Source organism: Pseudomonas sp. RG1, from assembly GCF_025910115.1.
Classification (GTDB): domain Bacteria; phylum Pseudomonadota; class Gammaproteobacteria; order Pseudomonadales; family Pseudomonadaceae; genus Aquipseudomonas; species Aquipseudomonas atacamensis.
Genome location: NZ_JAPCIK010000010.1, coordinates 100,009 through 120,326 on the forward strand (window position 1 = coordinate 100,009; position 20,318 = coordinate 120,326).

General features: G+C 59.4%; 15 protein-coding genes and 2 tRNA genes. 5 read left to right on the top strand and 12 right to left on the bottom strand.

All coding sequences use genetic code 11. The features are described 5' to 3' along the window. Window positions 1-182: 182 nt before the first annotated feature. A complete protein-coding gene (locus OK411_RS06900) occupies window positions 183-656 on the bottom strand; it encodes a GNAT family N-acetyltransferase (protein ID WP_041478078.1) in 474 nt (157 codons plus the stop codon). 219 nt (window positions 657-875) lie between these two features. Further along, on the bottom strand, window positions 876-2,213 hold the full coding sequence (rimO, locus tag OK411_RS06905) for a 30S ribosomal protein S12 methylthiotransferase RimO (RefSeq protein ID WP_024011887.1): 1,338 nt from the start codon (window positions 2,211-2,213) through the stop codon (window positions 876-878). A gap of 349 nt (window positions 2,214-2,562) precedes the next feature. Between rimO and OK411_RS06910 the strand changes: the two genes are divergently transcribed. Next, the gene (locus OK411_RS06910) at window positions 2,563-4,404 is read left to right on the top strand and encodes a potassium transporter Kup (protein ID WP_371699263.1); all 1,842 of its coding nucleotides are present in this window, start codon (window positions 2,563-2,565) and stop codon (window positions 4,402-4,404) included. 161 nt (window positions 4,405-4,565) lie between these two features. On the opposite strand, the gene OK411_RS06915 is transcribed toward OK411_RS06910, so the two are convergent. Then, complete coding sequence (locus tag OK411_RS06915; protein WP_264364619.1) at window positions 4,566-4,892, bottom strand: DUF3077 domain-containing protein; 327 nt, start codon at window positions 4,890-4,892, stop codon at window positions 4,566-4,568. 474 nt (window positions 4,893-5,366) lie between these two features. On the opposite strand from OK411_RS06915, the gene OK411_RS06920 reads away from it, so the two are divergent. After that, window positions 5,367-6,134: a MarR family transcriptional regulator gene (locus OK411_RS06920; RefSeq protein ID WP_264364620.1), complete on the top strand. Its 768-nt coding sequence runs from the start codon at window positions 5,367-5,369 to the stop codon at window positions 6,132-6,134. A gap of 1 nt (window position 6,135) precedes the next feature. Continuing rightward, window positions 6,136-6,834, top strand: a complete 699-nt coding sequence (locus tag OK411_RS06925) for a hypothetical protein (protein WP_123442998.1) — start codon at window positions 6,136-6,138, stop codon at window positions 6,832-6,834. Window positions 6,835-7,698: 864 nt separating this feature from the next. Here the strand turns inward: OK411_RS06925 and OK411_RS06930 are convergent. From OK411_RS06930 to OK411_RS06945, 4 genes are all read right to left on the bottom strand, one after another. Next, window positions 7,699-8,994, bottom strand: coding sequence for a virulence factor family protein (locus OK411_RS06930; protein ID WP_264364621.1), 1,296 nt, complete (start codon window positions 8,992-8,994; stop codon window positions 7,699-7,701). Beyond that, the gene (mprF, locus tag OK411_RS06935) at window positions 8,994-11,633 is read right to left on the bottom strand and encodes a bifunctional lysylphosphatidylglycerol flippase/synthetase MprF (protein ID WP_110600065.1); all 2,640 of its coding nucleotides are present in this window, start codon (window positions 11,631-11,633) and stop codon (window positions 8,994-8,996) included. The genes OK411_RS06930 and mprF overlap by 1 nt, the downstream gene beginning before the upstream one ends. A 279-nt stretch (window positions 11,634-11,912) precedes the next feature. Beyond that, window positions 11,913-11,989: transfer RNA gene (locus OK411_RS06940), tRNA-Met, on the bottom strand. A gap of 218 nt (window positions 11,990-12,207) precedes the next feature. Beyond that, window positions 12,208-12,284: transfer RNA gene (locus tag OK411_RS06945), tRNA-Met, on the bottom strand. Between the two features lie 279 nt (window positions 12,285-12,563). Here OK411_RS06945 and dinB point away from each other — a divergent pair. Next, the gene (dinB, locus tag OK411_RS06950; RefSeq protein ID WP_071174711.1) at window positions 12,564-13,625 is read left to right on the top strand and encodes a DNA polymerase IV; all 1,062 of its coding nucleotides are present in this window, start codon (window positions 12,564-12,566) and stop codon (window positions 13,623-13,625) included. Between the two features lie 100 nt (window positions 13,626-13,725). On the opposite strand, the gene OK411_RS06955 is transcribed toward dinB, so the two are convergent. The 4 genes from OK411_RS06955 to OK411_RS06970 all read right to left on the bottom strand — a co-directional run bounded on the left by OK411_RS06955 (window position 13,726) and on the right by OK411_RS06970 (window position 18,498). Next, window positions 13,726-14,679, bottom strand: a complete 954-nt coding sequence (locus tag OK411_RS06955) for a hypothetical protein (RefSeq protein WP_073475925.1) — start codon at window positions 14,677-14,679, stop codon at window positions 13,726-13,728. 17 nt (window positions 14,680-14,696) lie between these two features. Continuing rightward, window positions 14,697-16,412, bottom strand: a complete 1,716-nt coding sequence (locus tag OK411_RS06960; protein ID WP_024011894.1) for a proline--tRNA ligase — start codon at window positions 16,410-16,412, stop codon at window positions 14,697-14,699. A gap of 129 nt (window positions 16,413-16,541) precedes the next feature. Next, entirely contained in the window at window positions 16,542-18,101 is a 1,560-nt protein-coding gene (locus OK411_RS06965; RefSeq protein ID WP_024011895.1) for an AmpG family muropeptide MFS transporter, read from the bottom strand. A gap of 43 nt (window positions 18,102-18,144) precedes the next feature. Then, window positions 18,145-18,498 carry an MGMT family protein gene (locus tag OK411_RS06970; RefSeq protein WP_071174585.1) on the bottom strand — a complete coding sequence of 118 codons (354 nt, stop codon included), beginning with the start codon at window positions 18,496-18,498 and terminating at the stop codon, window positions 18,145-18,147. Between the two features lie 165 nt (window positions 18,499-18,663). On the opposite strand from OK411_RS06970, the gene OK411_RS06975 reads away from it, so the two are divergent. Continuing rightward, on the top strand, window positions 18,664-19,671 hold the full coding sequence (locus OK411_RS06975; RefSeq protein ID WP_016771390.1) for a DUF481 domain-containing protein: 1,008 nt from the start codon (window positions 18,664-18,666) through the stop codon (window positions 19,669-19,671). 116 nt (window positions 19,672-19,787) lie between these two features. Here the strand turns inward: OK411_RS06975 and OK411_RS06980 are convergent, their stop codons facing one another. After that, complete coding sequence (locus OK411_RS06980) at window positions 19,788-19,997, bottom strand: cold-shock protein (RefSeq protein ID WP_002554837.1); 210 nt, start codon at window positions 19,995-19,997, stop codon at window positions 19,788-19,790. Between the last annotated feature and the right edge of the window lie 321 nt (window positions 19,998-20,318).

The window sequence follows — 20,318 nt, forward strand, 5'->3', positions numbered from 1 at the left end:
GTAACAAAAAAGGGGTGGGCATTGTACCTGTGTGGAAGCGGTTAAGCCCGGTTCCATTTGCAGGCGCTGTATTCAATGTGGGAGCGAGCCTGCTCGCGAAGGCGTCCTGCCAGTCTATGTGTGCAGTGACTGGTACACCGCATTCGCGAGCAGGCTCGCTCCCACAGGGGTTTCATGGTGTGTCAGCCGTTGCCTGAGCGCTGTTGGGACTGCCGCAAGCGCATATGCAGCAGCGGATACGGCTGGCCCATGCCATCGACCTCGGAGCGGCCGATCACTTCAAATCCCTGCTTTTCATAAAAACCCAAGGCTTGCGGGTTCTGCTCATTGACGTCGAGTTCATCGGCGTTGAGCCGTTCGATCGCATAGCGCAGCAATTGCTTGCCCAAGCCTTGACCACGATGATCAGGATCGATGAACAACATTTCAATCTTGCCCGCCGCCACACCGGCAAACCCGGTGATGCGCTGCTGGCGGTCCTTGGTGCAGATCAGCATGACCGCGTCGAGATAGCGGGTGAGCACCAGATTGCGCAGCAGCTCGATATAGCTGTCCGGCAGGAACCGATGAGTTGCACGGACCGAGGCCTCCCAGACCCGGGTCAGTTCTTCGTAATCGCTGATTTTCGGTGTGTGAATGACCGAATGCTGACGCATGTGCGTGTGCCTCTTGTGCGGTTCAAGGGAGTCCGTCCCCCGCTAAACGATAGCCGCAAAAAAGCCCCGTATCTCGGAAAAGAGCGGGGCTTCTGGATACAGCGCTATCCCCCTGTGGGGAGCGAGCCTGCTCGCGAAGGCATTGTGTCAGGCAATATTTACAGCGACTGACCCAGCGCATTCGCGAGCAGGCTCGCTCCCACAGGTATTTTGCGGTGCTTAGATCTGCTCAGCCCACAAATCATATTCGTCAGCGTCAGTCACCTTGCACCAGACCTTATCGCCCGGCTTCAGGTTGCTGCCATTGTCGATAAACACGTTGCCATCGATTTCCGGGGCGTCGAAGAAGCAGCGGCCAACCGCGCCTTGTTCGTCAACCTCGTCCACCAGCACTTCGATCTCACGACCGATGCGCATTTGCAGGCGTGCCGAGCTGATCGCCTGCTGGTGCGCCATGAAGCGCTCCCAGCGATCCTGCTTGACGTCGTCCGGCACCACTTCCAGATCCAGATCATTCGCTGGCGCGCCGTCAACCGGCGAGTACTGGAAGCAGCCGACGCGGTCGAGCTGGGCTTCGGTCAGCCAGTTGAGCAGGTACTGGAAGTCTTCTTCGGTTTCGCCCGGGAAGCCGACGATGAAGGTCGAACGAATGATCAGGTCCGGGCAGATTTCGCGCCAGTTCTTGATGCGCGCCAGAGTCTTGTCTTCGAACGCCGGGCGTTTCATCGACTTCAGGACTTTCGGGCTGGCGTGCTGGAACGGGATATCCAGGTACGGCAGGATCTTGCCGGCGGCCATCAGTGGAATCAGCTCGTCGACGTGCGGGTACGGATAAACGTAGTGCAGGCGGACCCAGACGCCCAGGGTGCTCAGCGCCTCGCAAAGCTCGGTCATGCGGGTTTTCACTGGCGCGCCGTTCCAGAAACCGGTGCGGTATTTCACATCAACGCCGTAAGCGCTAGTGTCTTGCGAGATCACCAACAGCTCTTTAACGCCGGATTTGACCAGGCGCTGGGCTTCGTCGAGCACATCGCCAACCGGACGGCTGACCAGTTTGCCGCGCATCGACGGGATGATGCAGAACGAGCAGCTGTGGTTGCAGCCTTCGGAAATCTTCAAATACGCGTAGTGGCGCGGGGTCAGCTTGATGCCTTGCGGCGGCACCAGGTCGATCAGCGGGTTGTGATCCTGACGCGGCGGCACCACTTCGTGCACGGCGTTGACCACTTGCTCGTACTGCTGCGGACCGGTCACGGCCAGCACGCTCGGGTGTACGTCGCGGATGTTGCCTTCTTCCACGCCCATGCAGCCGGTGACGATGACCTTGCCGTTTTCCTTGATCGCTTCACCGATCACTTCCAAAGATTCAGCCTTGGCCGAATCGATGAAGCCGCAGGTGTTGACCACCACGACGTCGGCGTCCTGATAGGTGGACACCACGTCATAGCCTTCCATGCGCAGCTGGGTCAGGATGCGCTCGGAGTCGACCAGTGCTTTCGGGCAACCCAGAGATACAAAGCCAACCTTTGGATTGGCCGGCGCAGGAGTGGTGGACATGTCTAACCTCGGTGTTTTGTGACGTCGCTGGCCACGCGCGGCAGCTGACGGATGGGCGCTTGAGATGCGCCTCTGATCAAAAAGTGCGCAATTCTAGCGGCGGGCAACGCACTTGACCAGCTTTATACGGGGAAATACGACGAGTGCTGCGCTATGCTTCGCGCCGTTGAGCTTTACCGATTTCGTGCAGTCAATCATTGGTCTGTAACAACAGGTAAAACAGCGCATGCTGCAACTCAAAGCATAGTGCTTCCTTCAAAGAAGCCGGTATCGAGATCAGGAGTGTTGGATGGGTCAGGCAAGTAGTCATGCGGCGGGCGCCGAGGGTTCGGCAAGCAGACCGCTGAGCATGCTGGTCGCGGCGGTCGGGGTGGTTTATGGCGACATCGGCACGAGCCCGTTGTACACCCTCAAGGAAGTGTTTTCCGGCGGTTATGGTGTGCCGGTCAATCACGACGGCGTGCTCGGCATTCTGTCGTTGATCTTCTGGTCGCTGATCTGGGTGGTCTCGATCAAATACATGATGTTCGTCCTGCGCGCCGACAACCAGGGCGAGGGCGGCATCATGGCCCTGACGGCACTGGCACGGCGGGCAGCGGCGGGGCGCAAGCGTCTGCGCACGCTGTTGGTGGTGTGCGGGCTGATCGGCGCGGCGCTGTTCTATGGCGACAGCATGATCACCCCGGCCATTTCGGTGCTGTCGGCGATCGAAGGCCTCGGCCTGGCGTTTGAAGGCATCGATCACTGGGTGGTGCCGCTGTCGCTGGTCGTGCTGGTCGCGCTGTTTCTGATCCAGCGCCACGGTACTGCGCGGATCGGCATTCTGTTCGGGCCGATCATGGTCACCTGGTTCCTCGTCCTCGGCGCCCTCGGTGTGTACGGCATCAGCCACACCCCGGAAGTGCTGCACGCGCTGAACCCGATGTGGGCGGTGAATTTTTTCGTCGTGCACCCGGGCATGGGCGTAGCGATCCTCGGCGCGGTAGTGCTGGCGCTGACCGGCGCCGAAGCGCTGTACGCCGACATGGGCCACTTCGGCCGCAAGCCGATCGCTCGCGCCTGGTTCCTGCTGGTGCTGCCGGCGCTGGTGCTCAACTACTTCGGCCAGGGCGCATTGCTGCTGGAAAACCCTGACGCAGCGCGTAACCCGTTCTACCTGCTGGCACCGAGCTGGGCGCTGATTCCGCTGGTCGGCCTTTCGACCCTGGCCACGGTGATCGCTTCGCAAGCGGTGATTTCCGGTGCGTTCTCCCTGACCCGTCAGGCGATCCAGCTCGGTTACATACCGCGCATGTACATCCAGCACACCTCCAGCGATGAGCAAGGCCAGATCTACATCGGCGCGGTGAACTGGGCGCTGATGGTCGGCGTGGTCCTGTTGGTGCTGGGCTTCGAATCCTCCGGTGCACTGGCCTCGGCTTACGGCGTGGCGGTGACCGGCACCATGCTGATGACTACCATTCTGGTGTCCGCCGTGATGCTGCTGCTGTGGAAATGGCCACCAATCCTCGCGGTGCCGGTGTTGCTCGGCTTCCTGTTGGTGGACGGTCTGTATTTCGCCGCCAACGTACCGAAGATCGTTCAGGGTGGCGCCTTCCCGGTGATCGCCGGCATCGCCCTGTTCGTGCTGATGACCACCTGGAAGCGCGGCAAACAACTGCTGGTCGAACGCCTCGACGAAGGCGCGCTGCCGCTGCCGATCTTCATCAGCAGCATCCGCGTGCAACCGCCGCATCGCGTGCAGGGCACCGCCGTGTTCCTCACCGCCCGCTCCGACGCCGTGCCCCATGCCTTGTTGCACAACCTGCTGCACAACCAGGTGCTGCATGAGCAAGTGGTGTTGCTGACGGTGGTCTACGAAGATATCCCCCGTGTGCCGCCATCGCGGCGCTTCGAGGTCGAAGCGCACGGAGAGGGTTTCTTCCGGGTGATCCTGCACTTCGGCTTCACCGACGAGCCGGACGTGCCGCAAGCGTTGAAGCTGTGTCATCTGGATGATCTGGACTTCAGCCCGATGCGCACGACCTACTTCCTCAGTCGCGAGACGGTAATTGCCTCGAAACTCGAGGGGATGGCGCGTTGGCGTGAGGCGCTGTTTGCGTTCATGTTGAAGAATGCCAATGGCAATTTGCGGTTCTTCAATCTGCCGTTGAACCGAGTGATCGAGTTGGGGACGCAGGTGGAGATGTAACTTCGCGTTATAGAAAGAGCCCCCGTCAGCCTTGTGGTTGGCGGGGGCTTTTTTGTCGGCGGCAACTTCAGATCAAAAGATCGCAGCCTTCGGCAGCTCCTACAGGTTTCGCATTCCATGTAGGAGCTGCCGAAGGCTGCGATCTTTTGATCTTCAAACCTCTACAAGCTTTCAGGCATCTCTGCTTCAGACTCGGTCTTCGTCCGCGCAGGTCGTGGGATCAGCGCCTGAATCACATCATCAATCAAGGCTTTGCCCATCACCGTCAGGTAATGCGCAGCCCAGGCATGGCGGTCGGTGTCTCTGATGAAGGCAGCATCCTCGGCGAAGGATTTGGCGAGGGACAGCAGGTCGGAGGATTGGGACAAGGCATCGATGATCGGAATGCCGGAGCGGACGTTGAAGAACGCTTGATCCGAATTGTAGAGGAAAGGGGTGAAGCCGATGGTTTTAACGCTTGCGAGTCCGTGCAGATCAGGTTCGGTCATCGTGTTACTCCTTAGTTCGAAGCGCCGCGACTTTCGTTACCACGCGAAAGGGAGGCAACTGTACGCAGGGTGGTAAACCGGGAACCAAGGAAACCGGCACGCTCGAAAGCGTCCCACGCACAGCCGCCATAACTCGAGGAGCGGGCTGTTGCGATGGTTTCTCCGGGTTACCACACCCGATCGCTGAATGGGTCAGCGACGTCCGGAGAGTATCCCGTTGAAAAACAGCGCAATAGAGCGGCAAAGCGCCCGAACACGAGTTTCGGAGTTTGCCTACAAGGTCTGTGGGCGTCATCTGATATTGCGAAACTGGAAGTAAACGATACTAAACGTCTGACACGAACACAGCCATGACGATATGCGGGCAAGGTATGCAGCGATTAGTGATTTACCAAAGGGCTTGACGACCCGGCCTCGGTAGTGAGACAAGTGTCCACGTTTTATGGAATGTGGACACTTGAGGTTTTGATCTAAATGAAGAGTCAAGACATTTTACTATTGTTCAAAATGGCCAGTCTCCACGCTCAGGAAGAGAACCTCATGGGGGAGATGGAGGCCGAATCGAATTCGGACAGGGTCGAAGAGCTGCTCAGGCCTTATGTCGTCAGCCGAATGACCGCAGGGCAAAGTGTGGGGAAGCCATTGGTCACCTATTCCACTGATGGGGAAGACACTCTCTTCCTGCGCCGCGAATTCGACTCGCCTTTCGCTGATGGGCCAGGTTGGGAGGGATGGGCGGAACCGGCATCTGATCCACCGCTGACAAGTTGGAGTGATCGGTACTCCTTACGTGCGCTGTCTGCCTCTCTCGGACTGAGCAAAAGCGAAGTCTCAAATGCTCTCGCCCGGTGCCGGGAATCTGGATTGCTCATTCATGATTACGACACCGGGCTTGCCAAAGTGCACCGCCGGGAACTGCTGAAAATTACCGAGCACGCGCTGAAGTACTTCTTCCCGGTCAAGCCTGGCGCGATGGTTCGTGGCATACCCACAGGTTTTGCAGCGCCTGCGCTGTCCAAAAGCATCAAGAGTGCGGGTGGTTTGATTCCGGTCTGGCCGGATGCGCAGGGAACCGAGCGAGGCCAAGCGATCGAGCCGCTTTACAAAACAGTGCCGGAAGCGGTGAAAAAAGACCGGATTCTTTACCACTATCTGGCGCTCGCTGATGCAATCCGTCTGGGTGGTCCGCGTGAGTGTGGTGTGGCAATCAGTGTTCTGAAGGCAGGGATGGGGCTGAAATAACATGTCGTCAAACGCGGATCACAACTACGAACTCATTGAGTTCGTGGCTGGAGGCTTGGGCGAGGCGTTTCTCGCCGAAGTTGCTTTTGTTGGCGGTTGCACAACCGCCATGCTGGTTACAGATACAGCCGTGCTGGACGACATTCGTTTCACTGATGACGTTGATCTAGTGATCGAGTTGGCCGGTATCAGCGCCTGGAACCAACTCACCGAACGGCTGGCGGCCAAGGGATTCAAGATCACGGGTGAGGACGAGGTGAATTGTCGTTTTCGCTTCAATGACGTTGTCGTGGATGTCATGCCTTCCGACCCTGCAGTGCTCGGCTATGCCAACCGCTGGTTCGTCGAGGGGCTGGCGAGGGCGGATAAATTCACCCTGCCCAGCGGCACTGCCATCCAGATATTCCAGCCCGCGTATTTTCTCGCGACGAAACTGGAAGCTTTCGCCGGTCGGGGAAATGGCGATCCTTATCACAAGGATGTCGAGGATATGATCATCTTGATCGATGGTCGGCCTGAGCTGTTGGAGGAGGTGGTCCAGGCTGACAAGGACCTCAAGGCATTCATTACAGAGGGAGTCCAGAAGCTGATGGCGCTCGATGGGGTTGGCTACGTGATCGAAAGTTCAGGCTCGGTGCAGGCGAATCCAGGCAGAGGGCAGATTATTCACAGGCGTATGAAAGCGCTGGCCAGCGCATGAGATACCTCTCCCGATCAATCACTGGGCAAGCCAGCAGAGAAATAATGACTATGCCGGAGCTACCTGTGAGGGTGACCGTGGTTTTTTTGTTGTCGCGGATGGCACTTCAAGGCGCGGCAGTGGACAGCTGGCTGAATGCTTCGTAAGCGGCATGTTGGCGGCTGATTCCACACAGTTGGAGCAGGGGGCTATCCTGCAGAACCCGGAGCTATCGAGCGTCTATTGGGTTCAATACTGTCGGATTTTCATGCGTCGTTGCCTGCTGATCAGACGGGAGCCATCTGTTACCTGATTGGCTTGGTCGCTCATGGCCGACTCACCGTTGCATACGAAGGTGACTGTTCATGCGGGATTGTGACGCTGTTGGGAGCCATCGAGTGGATTACGCCTCCTCACTGCAAGGCCAATTGGCGGCGCGACCGTTCGCACTGTGAGTTGGCGCAAGATCCAGCTCGAAATTCAGTAACGCGATGCTTGAAGATCAATCGGGTTCCGAACCCTGACTTTGTTTGGTGTGAACTGGAGGCTGTTGAGCGCTTGGTATTTGTCACTGATGGCTTTTGGGCGGACTTGACGCAAGTCCAGCAAAGCAGTTTGTTGGCGGCGCCGGATAGCGACTTTAGCGTTGGCGACGATGATGTCACGTGGATAGATGTTCAGCTTGGCCGGCGGGACTGACGAGTTGTCTGAGTCCGGCACAATACCCTGTGGGAGCGCGAAGACGTAGTGTCAGTCGACGAATCTGTAAACTGACCCACCGCTTCGCGAGCAAGCTCGCTCCCACAGGGATTTTGGTGGCGGCTGGAATGTAAAAAGCCCCCGTAACTGCGAAGTTGTGGGGGCCTTTTGTGGATGCGGCTCAGATCACTCTTCGGCGACCGAGTCCTTGCTCTGGCGCTTCTCGATCAAGTCCACCAGACGCTTGGCCAGCGCCGGGTAGTTCTCGTCGAAGTGGTGGCCGCCAGGCAGTTTCACCGCTTCACCAACAGCAGTCTTGTCCGTGCAGCCACTCTCATCCGTCTCTTCTTCACCATAGATGCACACAACCTTGGCCGCCGGCAGTTTGGCCATTTCCGGGCCGGTGGCGGCTTCTTTGCCGGCGTTGCCGAGCCAGCCTTCGACTTCGATTTCGAAGCTGCCGGTGCGGGCGAAGGCGAGCAGGATGATCGCGTCGACGCGTTGCTGTTCGTTTTCTGGCAGGCGGTTGTAGATCGCCGGGAGTACGTCAGCGCCGAACGAGTAGCCGGTGAGGATGAAGCGCTTGGTGCCCCATTTCTGCCGGTAATGCTGCATCAGTTCGGTGAGGTCGAGCGCGCTTTGCTCCGGGCTCTTGTGTTGCCAGTAGTAGCGCAGGGTGTCGATGCCGACCACCGGGTAGCCGATCTTGGCCATTTCCCCGGCCACGTCGCGGTCGAGGTCGCGCCAGCCGCCATCACCGGAGAGGAACAGAGTCACGGTGTCGTTGGCCTGACCGGCCGGCACTTCCACGACCGGGATCGCCAGGCCGCCGTTGGCCTTGTCGCCGCCGACGAGGATTTTGCGCAGTTCGTTGTTCAGCACTTGCGGCAGGTTGATGTCGTAGTCACTGATGCTGGTTTCGGCGTTCGGCTGATCGCGCACGAAACCTGCGCTGGCATCGTCCGGGTTGTCGTTCCATGCCACCAGCCAGTGGCCGTGGGCAGCGGATTTCGGCAACAGGTGGGTGCAGCCGGGCTTTTCCAGAGCCAAGTCGACGGAGATGGCCTGGGCCTTGTCGTCTTTCTGTTCCGCCAGCCAGCGCCATGCCAGCACAGCGCCTGGGCCGATGCCGCTGACCAGGGTGGCCGGGCCATTCAGTTCACGCAAGCCCGATTGCAGGGCGCGGCTTTGCAGCAGGCAGTCCTTGGGCAGGATCACCTGAACGATCTGCGCCGAAGCGCTGCGGCTGAGGGTGGTCAGTTGTTTCTCGGAGAGCTTCTGTTCGTCGGTGACGGCCACCAGCACCTGAGCCTTCGGCTTGTTGCCGGGGATCACGCGGGTCATGGCGGTGCCATCGGCGGGTTTCAGTTGTTCGACGGTCGGTTCCGGTGCCGGACGTTTGAGGTACCAGTAACCGCCGCCGGCAATCACGGCCAGCACCAGCAGGGCGGCCAGGATGTACTTCAGGGAGCGTTGAATCATCAGCGTTTCACCAATCCAGTCAAGCCGCCCGCGATCAGGGCAGCAGTGTCGGCCAGTGCCACGAGCGGATCGAGTCCGGCGGGCACGGCCATATAACGGGGTTCCCAGTCAGGCTGGAACTTGTCTTTGAAACGGCGCAAACCTTGGAAGTTGTACAGCTGCTCACCACGGCGGAAAACCATCGAGCCCAGGCGCTGGGTCAGCGGTGCGCCGCGCCGGGGTTGCAGCCCCGACAACGGCACCATGCCCAGGCTGAAGCGCGCGTATCCGTGACTCTTATAGTGTTGAATCAAGCCGACCATCATGAATTCCATGGTCAGCTTCGGCGCTTCCGGGTGCGCGCGCATCAGGTCGAGACTGGCCAGATCGTGGCTGTAGGTCTCGAGCAGATTGGCGAACGCCACCGGGCGGCCTTCGAAGCGAATCACCGCAATGCGGAAATGCTTCAGGTAATCGTCGCTGAAACGGCCGAGGGAGAAGCCTTTCTCACGCACGTTCTTGCCGGTCAGCCAGGCATCGGAAATCACCTTCAGCTCGTCCATCGGCGCCTGGCCCGGCTCATGGATTTCCAGCGACAGTCCATCGCGGGTGCCACGGTTCCAGGTGTAGCGCAGGTCCTTCATCTCCTTGCCCTTGGCTTCCAGATCGAAGCGCAGCAGATCGACCCGGGCTTCTTCGCCGAGCTTGATCGCAGTCAGGCCGATGTCCATGTAATACGGCAAATTTTCCGCACGTACCTGATAGAAAACCGGGCGCGTATGGTGGATGTCGCAAAGGTCGCGGAACTGCCAGATCATTTCCGCACGTTGCTGGCTCGGCCCGATCGGGTCGTACAGCGCCACCAGACTGCGGCCACGACGGGCGTACATCAGGAACGCCTCATCGTTGGGATGAAACAGCAACGCCTTGTCACCGGTCAGCGCGAGGCCGCCGTCGGGTTGTGACGAGGCCATGAGGATTTTTGCCGCGCGATCCAGTTCGTCCGGCGTCGGCAAATGAATCACCGGGCGCGCGGTGCGCAGCAGCCAGGTCAGCGAGATTATTACCAGCAACACCGCCGCACCGAGCAGCGAGCGCAGACCGCGCGGCGCGTCAGCGTCGAGGGTGAACTGCCACCACAGCTGGTGGCTGTAGGGTACGTCCTGATAGGCAAACAGCAGCAACCAGGCCGAAGCGCCCAGCACGCAGAGACTGGCGACCAGATACAGCGGCGAAAACGGCAGTTCGGTCAAACGGCTCGGGCGATAGAAGGAGCGGCGGAACACGCCGAGCAGCGCGGCCGTAAACGTCATCAGCGTGGCTTCTTCCCAGTCGAAGCCTTTGAGTAGCGAGAGCAGGGCGCCGACCAGCAGCAGAATGACGGTCAGCATCCACGCCGCCGACAGGCGTCGGCGCAGACCTTGGGCGAGCAACAGACACAAAACCCCAATCAGGCTGGCGCCGAAGTGCGACGCGTCGACCAGGCGATGCGGGATCAGAAAACCGATGTGTTCCAGACGAGTGTCGATTTCCGGTGTGGCGCCGGAAAACAGCAGCACCACGCCAGACAGAAACACCAGCACCGCCAGAACCGGCGCGGCCAGACCGGACGCGGCGCGCATGGTCTGGGATTGAAACAGGCGCTGGCCTTCATTGATCAGCAGTAGTACGCAAGCGACCAGCAGCGGCAGCACCACGTAGATCAGGCGATACAGCAGCAGTGCGGCTGCCAGCGGCGCGGCGCCGAGCTTGTCGGCAAACGCGGCGAGCAGAATCGCCTCGAACACACCGACGCCGCCAGGTACATGACTGAGGACACCGGCGGCGAGTGCCAGCAGATACACCAGCAGGAACGGCGCAAACGGCGGCGCTTCCGGTAGCAATAAATAGAGAACGGTGGCGGCAGCCGCGACATCGAGAGCGGTGATCACCAGTTGCAGGAACGTCAGGCGCCGACCCGGCAGACGCAGGGTGCGCCGCCCGGCACGAACCAGCAGATTGTCGGGGTAGGGTTGTTCCGGCAGACGACGACGATAGATGCCGATCGCCAGCACTGCACCGAGGATCAATACGGCAGCGGCGACCGAGCCCAGCAAGAATTCGGACAGCCCAAGCGCTTGCGAGGCGGCGGGCAGGTTGCTCAGGGTGGCCAGCGCTGCCAGTGGCGGCAAGGCGCAGCCCAGCGAGAGGCTGGCAAATAGCGTCATGTGCGCAACTTCCGACGCACCGACGCCCAGTCGCGCATATAAACGATAACGAACCGAGCCGCCGGACAGCAGCGACAGACCAATGGCATTGCCAATCGCAAATGCAGTGAAGCCGCCGAGCGCGAGGGTGCGCGGCGGCAGTTTCACGCCAGCGTAGCGGCTGGCCGACCATTCATAGCCGAGCAGAATGATGAAACCGACCACGGTCGCGCCAATGGCGCCAAGCAGGGCGGGCTTCGGCACGTCAAGAATCGAGTCATGCAATGCGTCGAGATCAAGCTCGGCGAGCAGATGGCGGCAGGCAATCAGGGCAATGGCAAACAGCAGCAACGTGACGGCCAGACCGATCGGCTGACGGTATTTGCTTAATCGATCCAGCCAGCGCAAACGCTCGGGTTTGATCGGTTGTTCTGCTGTAACGGTGTCTTGTGGATCAGACGAGTTGGCGCGCATCAATCACCTCTTGGATTGTGCGCGACAGGATGGAGGTATCCAGCCAAGTTACCAATCCCTGTAGAAAAAAATAATCACAAAATACTACGCCTCTCGTCGGGCATCGGCGAGGGCAGTTCCTGGATTGCAGAAACCCTGTCTGCGACTCAAGCATAGTCGCAAGTCAGTGGTTCTGATGATCCCCAGCGGTTCACTGCACAGTGACAGATCATTGTTGCGAAAGGACTTTTTCAACAGATACAAAAAAGGCCACTCTTTCGAGTAGCCTTTTTTGATGTTTGGTTGCGGGAGCCGGATTTGAACCGACGACCTTCGGGTTATGAGCCCGACGAGCTACCAGACTGCTCCATCCCGCGTCTGTGTGGCGGCATTCTACAGGCGAACGACGAGGTGTCAACCGCTAATCCCGGAATGGGCCAAATAACTGCGAAATCGCGGCAAACGGTCGCAGGTGATGCGTAAGTTTCGGAAATGCAACGAATTGCCGTTTCGCTAGCGATTGAGCAGGGCGCCCGTTTGCAAAACAGACGCGCACAAAAAAAGGCCACTCTTTCGAGTAGCCTTTTCTGATGTTTGGTTGCGGGAGCCGGATTTGAACCGACGACCTTCGGGTTATGAGCCCGACGAGCTACCAGACTGCTCCATCCCGCGTCTGTGTGGCGGCATTCTACAGAGGTTCGCGAGTGTGTCAACCGTCGATCTGGATAAATCTGTTGAGGTTCAAGCGCTTAGCGTCTTTTCGCGGCGGTTGGCCGGCGCGCAGGGCAGGTAGCGCAAGGCTTTCAGCTCTATTGCACCTTGATCTATGATTGAAAAAATAAATTCTGCGGAAATCTCCTACGGTCGGAAAAGAACATTCAACCACTGGTGCTATATACAGGTGCCAATGAGATACTGCCGCTCCGGCTTGCCACGTTGTCTTTTTCCGACATGACCCAGCGAAAAATCATCCACATCGACTGTGACTGTTTCTACGCCGCCATCGAGATGCGCGATGATCCGCGTCTGGCCGGCAAGCCGTTGGCGGTGGGTGGTTCGGCGGATCGGCGCGGGGTGATCGCCACCTGCAACTATGAAGCGCGCGCCTATGGTGTGCGCTCGGCCATGGCTTCCGGTCACGCGTTGAAATTGTGCCCGGACCTGACCATCGTCAAGCCGCGCATGGAGGCTTATCGCGAAGCGTCGAAGGAAATTCATACGATCTTTGCCGACTACACCGACCTGATCGAGCCGCTTTCGCTGGACGAGGCCTATCTCGATGTGTCGGACAGCGCGCACTTCGGCGGCAGCGCCACGCGCATCGCTCAGGACATTCGTCGCCGGGTCTCCAATCAGTTGCACATCACCGTTTCCGCTGGCGTTGCGCCAAACAAGTTTCTGGCGAAGATCGCCAGCGACTGGAAAAAACCCAACGGTTTGTTCGTGATCACCCCGGATCAGGTCGAGGAGTTCGTCAGTGGTCTGCCGGTGAGCAAGCTGCACGGCGTCGGCAAGGTCACCGCCGACAAGCTCGGCAAGCTTGGCATCGTTGACTGCCAGCACCTGCGCGAGTGGGGCAGGCTGGCGCTGGTGCGCGAATTCGGCAGTTTCGGCGAGCGCTTGTGGAATCTCGCCCGTGGAATCGATGACCGGCTGGTGCACAACGACAGCCGGCGTCAGTCGATCAGCGTGGAAAACACCTACGACGTCGATCTGCCGGACTTGCGCAGCTGCCTGGACAAATTGCCCGAGTTGCTCGACACCTTGAAAAACCGCATGGCGCGGATCGACAGCAGTTATCGACCGGGCAAGCCGTTCGTCAAAGTCAAATTTCATGATTTCACCCAGACCACGCTGGAACAGGCCGGGGCAGGGCGGGACCTGGGCAGTTACCAGTTGATGCTGACGCAGGCGTTCAATCGCGGCGGCAAACCGGTGCGGTTGTTGGGGGTGGGGGTGAGGCTGGAGGATCTGCGGGGCGGGTTTGAGCAGATGGAGTTGTTTGAGCGGTAGATTCGCGGCGCCTGGCAGGGCCTCTTCGCGAGCAGGCTCGCTCCCACAGTTAGAATGCATTCCTCTGGGGGAGCGAGCCTGCTCGCGAAGCTTTTAAGCTTTAATTCGGTCCCGGATCAGCCACTAAGCGCCCGGCATCCTTGGCCAGAGACTTGAGAAACTCAGTCTGCAACTCAGGATCATTGCGGGTCAGTTCGATCAGGCTTTGTTCCAATTCGCTGGCTTCTTCTTCCAGGCCCAGCTCCGACAGGCGTTTGACCCGGTGTACCCACTGGCTCACCTCATCATCTTCCAGGTCGTCATAAATCAGCCCGTGCGCCTCGATCAACTTGCCGCGCAGGTGGCCGCTGAGCATCAGGGTCGAGTCGGTATGCACGTCGTCCTTGGCGTCTTCGACACTGATCTGCAAGCGGCCAACATGGTTGAGGTCATGTTCGGCGAACGGACTGTCGAGCAGGTTCAAGCGCAGCACGCCGTTGCGATCAGTGGTCATGTCGAACGTCTGCTTGCCGGCCTTGACCTGCACCGGTCGTTCGCTCCACGGCAGGCTCGAATACTCCGTGCGCTTGTCGCGCTGGACTTCGTCGATGCCCGCGAGGTTCTGCTGCGCGCGACCATTGGACTGCACGTTCATGAACGGGTTGAGCCCGGCAAAACCGTAGCTCAGCCAATCCTTGGTGACGCTGTCCGGCAGGTTACCGAGGGCAAACACGTTGACCACGTTCGCACCGACACCACCGACCACGGCCACCGCCCCCAGCGGAATCTCGTAGACTTCGCGCCAGGGTTGATAAGGCGTGTAGCGGTCGTAACGGCGGGTGACCTCGAACTCGGTGACTTCGAAAGTCTTCTGCTCGTTGATCTTCACGCGTCGCTGCGGCAGCTCGAGCACCTTGGGCTCGCCGACATCGATCTGCAGGCTGTGATCGAGCAGTTTTCGCTCGACCCGCTCTTCGTGCTCGCTGCGTTGCGACATGTGATTGGCGCAGCCGCTGACCAGCAGGGCGCCGCACAGGGCGGCGCCACCGAGGCCTAAGGTGTTTCGCTTGAACATGACGTCTCTATCTGGTTTCAGCGGCGGATACGGGCCTGAAGGAAGGACACAACATCGGCCACCGGCAGTGCTTGCGCCTCTGCTTCGGAACGACTCTTGTATTCCAGGTTGCCTTCGGCGAGGCCGCGGTCGCTGACCACGATCCGGTGGGGAATGCCGATCAGCTCCATGTCCGCAAACTTGATGCCCGGGCTGGTTTTCTTGTCGCGATCGTCCAGCAGCACTTCGAAGCCGGCCGCCGTCAGTTCGGCATAGAGCTTGTCAGTGGCTTCGCGCACCTGCTCGGTTTCATAGCGCAGCGGTACCAGCGCGATCTGGAATGGCGCCAGGGTGTCGCTCCAGATAATGCCGTTGGCGTCGTTGTTCTGCTCGATGGCAGCAGCCACCACGCGCGATACGCCGATGCCGTAGCAACCCATTTCCAGGGTCACCGGCTTGCCGTTTTCGCCCAGCACTTCGCACTTCATCGCCTTGCTGTACTTGTTGCCCAGCTGGAAGATGTGGCCGACTTCGATGCCGCGCTTGATTTCCAGCGTGCCTTTGCCGTCCGGGCTTGGGTCGCCAGCGACGACGTTGCGCAGGTCGGCAACGGTCGGAACCGGCAGATCGCGCTCCCAGTTCACGCCGAAGTAGTGCTTGTCGTCGATGTTCGCGCCAATGCCGAAGTCGCTCATCATCGCGACCGAGCGGTCGATGATGATCGGCAGTGGCAGGTTCAGCGGGCCGAGCGAACCAGCGCCGGCGCCGATCGCGTCACGCAGTTCGGCATCGGAGGCCATCACCAGCGGGCTGGCCACGCCAGGCTGGTTGGCAGCCTTGATTTCGTTCAGTTCGTGGTCGCCACGAATCACCAGCGCGATCAGCTTGCCTTCTTCTTCGGCGTGGACGATCAGGGTCTTGATGGTCTTTTCAATCGGCAGATTGAATTTTTCCACCAGCGCCGCGATGGTCTTGGTGTCAGGCGTATCGACCAAGCGCAGTTCTTCGGTTGGCGCAGGGCGCGAGGTTTCCCGAGGCACCGCTTCGGCTTTTTCGATGTTCGCCGCGTAGTCGGAACCGTTGCTGAAGACGATATCGTCTTCGCCGGACTCGGCTAGCACGTGGAATTCGTGGGAGCCGGCGCCGCCGATCGAGCCGTTGTCGGCTTCTACCGGACGGAATTTCAGACCCAGACGCGTGAAGATGTTGCAGTAGGCTTCATGCATGCGGTCATAAGTGATCTGCAGCGACGCCTGATCAGCGTGGAAGGAGTAGGCGTCCTTCATGATGAATTCGCGGCCGCGCATCAAACCGAAGCGTGGGCGGATTTCATCGCGGAATTTGGTCTGGATCTGGTACAGGTTGATTGGCAGCTGTTTGTAGCTGCTCAACTCGTTGCGCATCAGATCGGTGATCACTTCTTCGTGGGTCGGGCCCGCGCAGAAATCACGACCGTGGCGGTCTTTGATGCGCAGCAGCTCAGGGCCGTATTCTTCCCAGCGCCCCGATTCCTGCCACAGCTCGGCCGGTTGGGTGCTCGGCATCAACACTTCCAGAGAACCGGCAGCGTTCATTTCTTCGCGAACGATGGCTTCGACCTTGCGCATGACTCGCAGGCCCATCGGCAGCCAGGTGTACAGGCCCGAGGCAAGCTTGCGGATCATGCCGGCGCGCAGCATCAGCTGGTGGCTGATCACGACCGCGTCGGAAGGCGTTTCTTTCTGTGTGGCGAGCAAAAATTGACTGGTGCGCATGGTTGGCCGTTGTCGGTTGCTATGACTGGAAATGACGGAGCAGTGTACCGGCGAGTTTTGCTGACGTACAGAAGTGTGGCCGGCGGAAGGCGCCAGCGGCGGGATTCCTCCCGCCATTGGCGAAGCGTCCTACGATTCTTCGGTGACGGGCGTCGGTGCAGGCTCGGGCGTCGGTGTTTGTCCTTCGCGGCGGCGCTCCTGGAACCAGTGCAGCGCGATCAGTAGCAGCGTCGGCACGCCGAGCAGGGCGGTAATGAGGAAGAAGCTGTGATAGCCGAACTTCTCGACCAGCACGCCGGAATAGCCGCCCATCAGGCGCGGCAGCAGCAACATGATCGAGCTGAGCAGGGCATATTGCGTAGCGGAAAACTTCAGGTTGGTCAGGCTCGACAGGTAGGCAACGAACGCCGACGTCGCCAGGCCCGAGCTGAAGTTGTCGAGGGAAATGGTCACCACCAGCATCTGCAGGTTCGGGCCCATGTCCGCGAGCATGACGAACAGCAGGTTGGTCGCTGCCGAAGAAACACCACCGATAAACAGGATCGGCAGAATGCCGAAACGCACGATCAACAGGCCACCCATGCCGGCGCCGACGAGGGTCATGATCAGGCCGAAAATCTTGCTGACACTGGCGATCTGATCCTTGGTGAAACCCTGGTCAATATAAAACACGTTGGCCATGACGCCCATTACCGTGTCGGACATCCGGTAAGTGGCGATCAGGCCCAGCAGCAACAGCGCCTGCCAGCGATAACGCAGGATGAAGTCATTGATCGGCGTCAGTACCGGCGCCAGTCCGCGCCGGCCCATGGCCGACAGGCACATCCCCGTCAGCAATATGTAGAGGATGGCGCGCAGAAAGGCGCGATCTTCGAGGAGCAGGTCGAGCGGGCTCATGTCGCCAAACAGCACGCCGGCAAAATCCGTGTTGTACAGCTGGGTGAACATCGCCGGCACGGAAACCAGCAAAACGATCAGCACGAACACCGACATCAATTGATGCATGAACGTGTAGCGCCCGGCCTGCAACTGCGTGCGCAGCGGCACCGGTGGTTCGCGCATGAACAGCGTAGTCAGCAGTGCGGGCACCATCAATGCGCCAAACAGTACATAGGTGCCGGTCCACGCCGCGTGCTTATAGTTGAAGCCGGTTGAGCCGAAACCTTCGGCGAAGAACAGCGCGCCGGCGGTGGCGAGCAGGGCAGCAACACGATAACCGGACATGTAGCTGGCGGCGAGCGCGGCCTGGCGGCTGTCATCGGCGATTTCCAGGCGATAGGCGTCGACCGCGATATCCTGCGTGGCCGAGGCGAAGGCGACGACGACGGCAATGGCGATCAGCCAGGACAAATGTTTTTGCGGATCACAGAAGCCCATGCCGATCAGCCCGAGAATCACCAGTGCCTGGGAGAGCACCAGCCAGGAACGGCGGCGGCCGAGCTTGCCCAGCAAGGGCAGGCGCCATTGGTCAAGCAGGGGCGACCAGACCCATTTGAACGCATACGCCAGGCCGATCAGGCTGGCATAGCCAATGGTTTCACGGGCCACGCCTGCTTCACGCAGCCATACGGAGAGCGTCGAGAACACCAGCATGTACGGCAGGCCGGCGGCAAAACCGAGCAACAACAGCACGAGCGTCGAAGGACTGGCATAGGCGGCGAGCGCGGCGCGCCAGGTTTTACGGGGCATGGGCTGAAGTCTGCCTCAAAATTGCGAAAACAAAGCGCGCACTCTAACCGCTGTGCTCTACCGGACGCCAGCCATGGCGCCGAATATCCACACGATTGTTCTGGACGGTGATGCCTTCCATACGCAATCGCGCACGTTGTTCATCACCGGAGGGGCTGCCGACCGGCAGACTGATGCGCCCGCCGGCGCCGAGTACGCGGTGCCAGGGCAGCCTGGTGTCGCCAGGCAACTGGCTCAAAGTCCGCCCGACCCAGCGCGCGGCGCGGCCCAGCCCGGCAAGTTCGGCCAACTGGCCATAACTGACGACTTTGCCTTCAGGCACTTGCGCGAGCGTCGAGTAGAGTGCCGTGCGTCGGATTTGCGCATCATTTTCGACGCTGTCGAGCGGGTCTTTCACGTACGCGGCTCCTGAGCATTGGCGTGATGATGGCGACAAGGGTAATCGCTCGTGGCGCAATTGAGAAATGAACTCAATTGAAATAGTCCGGTCAGTCCTTGTCATGGGCAAAATCCTACGGATAATGCCGACCCTTTTCGCCAACTCCGAGCCCCCGATCTGCTTATGTTCCCCAGAACCCTGTTGTGCCTTGCTGTTTTCAGCGCGTCCACGCCCCTGCTTGCCGACACCGTCTGGTTGAAAAACGGCGACAAGCTGAGTGGCACTATCACGGTATTCGACGGCGGCAAGCTGTTGATCCAGACCAAATACGCCGGCGCAGTGGCGATTGACTGGAAAGAGGTCAAGACCCTCGACAGCGATCAGCATCTGCTGGTCAAGCAGGACGCCTATGCCGGCGAAGTGTCGAAGTCGCTCACCGCGGCCGACGATGGCAAGGTCACCCTGGCCAACGGCGAGGAGCCGAAGACTGTCGAATTGGCGAGCATTCAGCAGATACTCAAGCCCAAGCCGATCGTCACCGACCTGGTGTGGAAGGGCAACGTCGATCTGGCGCTGGACTATCAGCGCGCCGAAAAGGACACCGACGATTACGACGTTGCCTTCAAGACTTCTGCTCGCCATGGCCGCTGGCGGCATACCGGCGAGGGCGAGTACAACCGCGAAGTCCAGGATGCGGAAACCACCACCAACAACTGGCGCGCCGAATACTCCCTCGACCGCTTCCTCACCGATCAGTGGTTCTGGCAGGGACGCATCAACTACAAGCGTGATCACATCGAAGAGCTGGCGCGTCAGCGCGTGGTCGGTACCGGTCCGGGCTACCAGTTCTGGGACGACGAACTCGGCGCGTTCTCGCTGGGCTCGTTGCTCAACCGCACCGATTACGAGTATCGCGATGGCAGCAAGGACAACTTCTATTCCGTCGCGATGAAGTGGGACTACAACCGCTACCTGATCGGCAAGAAGGTCGAGTTCTTCACCAATGGCGAAGTCGGCAAGCCGCTGTCGGGCGTTGCCGATTATGCACTGGATGCCGAGCTGGGCCTGCGCTACAAGGTTACCGACTGGGCTTCGCTCAACCTCAAGGCCGAGCGCGACATCATCAGCGGCACCAACGATGCGGATCTGAACAAGACCCGTTATACCGCAGGGTTTGGCGTGGCCTGGTAAAGACACACACAAAAAATCGCAGCCTTTGGGCTGCGATTTTTTTGCCTGAACAAAACAGGCGCCCACAAAAAAGCCCCGCTTTTAAGGGCGGGGCTCTTTTCTAAAGAAGCTACAAGTTAGATAACTTGTACTTCTTCAGCTTGCATGCCTTTCTGACCGCGGGTAGCGATGAAAGAAACCTGTTGGCCTTCTTTCAGGCTTTTGAAGCCGTCGGATTGGATAGCTTTGAAGTGAACGAACAGGTCGTCACCGGATTGTGGAGTGATGAAGCCGAAGCCTTTTTCATCGTTGAACCACTTAACGGTACCGGTTTGGCGATTAGACATGGTGTAACTCCTTGAACAAAGATAACTGCGACTCAGGAAGAACCCTGGCCGAGACTGAGTGCAAAGAGCAGGAAAAATTCTTGTAGATGGTTGGATCGAAATTCAACATATCGTGTAGAGATTCTCAGTGACACAAGCAACACAGTGACGCCACCTTAACCCTTTTTCCGGAACGTGCCAATGTTTCTTGCAAAGGATTCTGTGTTTTAGGGATCGGCGGTGCGACGGTTCGTCGCCACAGCGCGTAAATACGGGGTGTTCGCCGAGAATTGCGTTGCGCACTTTGATCGCGGCGACGCGCCCGGTAAGATGCCGGACAGA

Coding starts and splice junctions, on each gene's coding strand:
- OK411_RS06900 (WP_041478078.1), bottom strand. CDS start 656: ATGCGTCAGCATTCGGTCATTCACACACCGAAAATCAGCGATTACGAA.
- rimO (WP_024011887.1), bottom strand. CDS start 2,213: ATGTCCACCACTCCTGCGCCGGCCAATCCAAAGGTTGGCTTTGTATCT.
- OK411_RS06910 (WP_371699263.1), top strand. CDS start 2,563: ATGCTGGTCGCGGCGGTCGGGGTGGTTTATGGCGACATCGGCACGAGC.
- OK411_RS06915 (WP_264364619.1), bottom strand. CDS start 4,892: ATGACCGAACCTGATCTGCACGGACTCGCAAGCGTTAAAACCATCGGC.
- OK411_RS06920 (WP_264364620.1), top strand. CDS start 5,367: ATGAAGAGTCAAGACATTTTACTATTGTTCAAAATGGCCAGTCTCCAC.
- OK411_RS06925 (WP_123442998.1), top strand. CDS start 6,136: ATGTCGTCAAACGCGGATCACAACTACGAACTCATTGAGTTCGTGGCT.
- OK411_RS06930 (WP_264364621.1), bottom strand. CDS start 8,994: ATGATTCAACGCTCCCTGAAGTACATCCTGGCCGCCCTGCTGGTGCTG.
- mprF (WP_110600065.1), bottom strand. CDS start 11,633: ATGCGCGCCAACTCGTCTGATCCACAAGACACCGTTACAGCAGAACAA.
- dinB (WP_071174711.1), top strand. CDS start 12,564: ATGACCCAGCGAAAAATCATCCACATCGACTGTGACTGTTTCTACGCC.
- OK411_RS06955 (WP_073475925.1), bottom strand. CDS start 14,679: ATGTTCAAGCGAAACACCTTAGGCCTCGGTGGCGCCGCCCTGTGCGGC.
- OK411_RS06960 (WP_024011894.1), bottom strand. CDS start 16,412: ATGCGCACCAGTCAATTTTTGCTCGCCACACAGAAAGAAACGCCTTCC.
- OK411_RS06965 (WP_024011895.1), bottom strand. CDS start 18,101: ATGCCCCGTAAAACCTGGCGCGCCGCGCTCGCCGCCTATGCCAGTCCT.
- OK411_RS06975 (WP_016771390.1), top strand. CDS start 18,664: ATGTTCCCCAGAACCCTGTTGTGCCTTGCTGTTTTCAGCGCGTCCACG.
- OK411_RS06980 (WP_002554837.1), bottom strand. CDS start 19,997: ATGTCTAATCGCCAAACCGGTACCGTTAAGTGGTTCAACGATGAAAAA.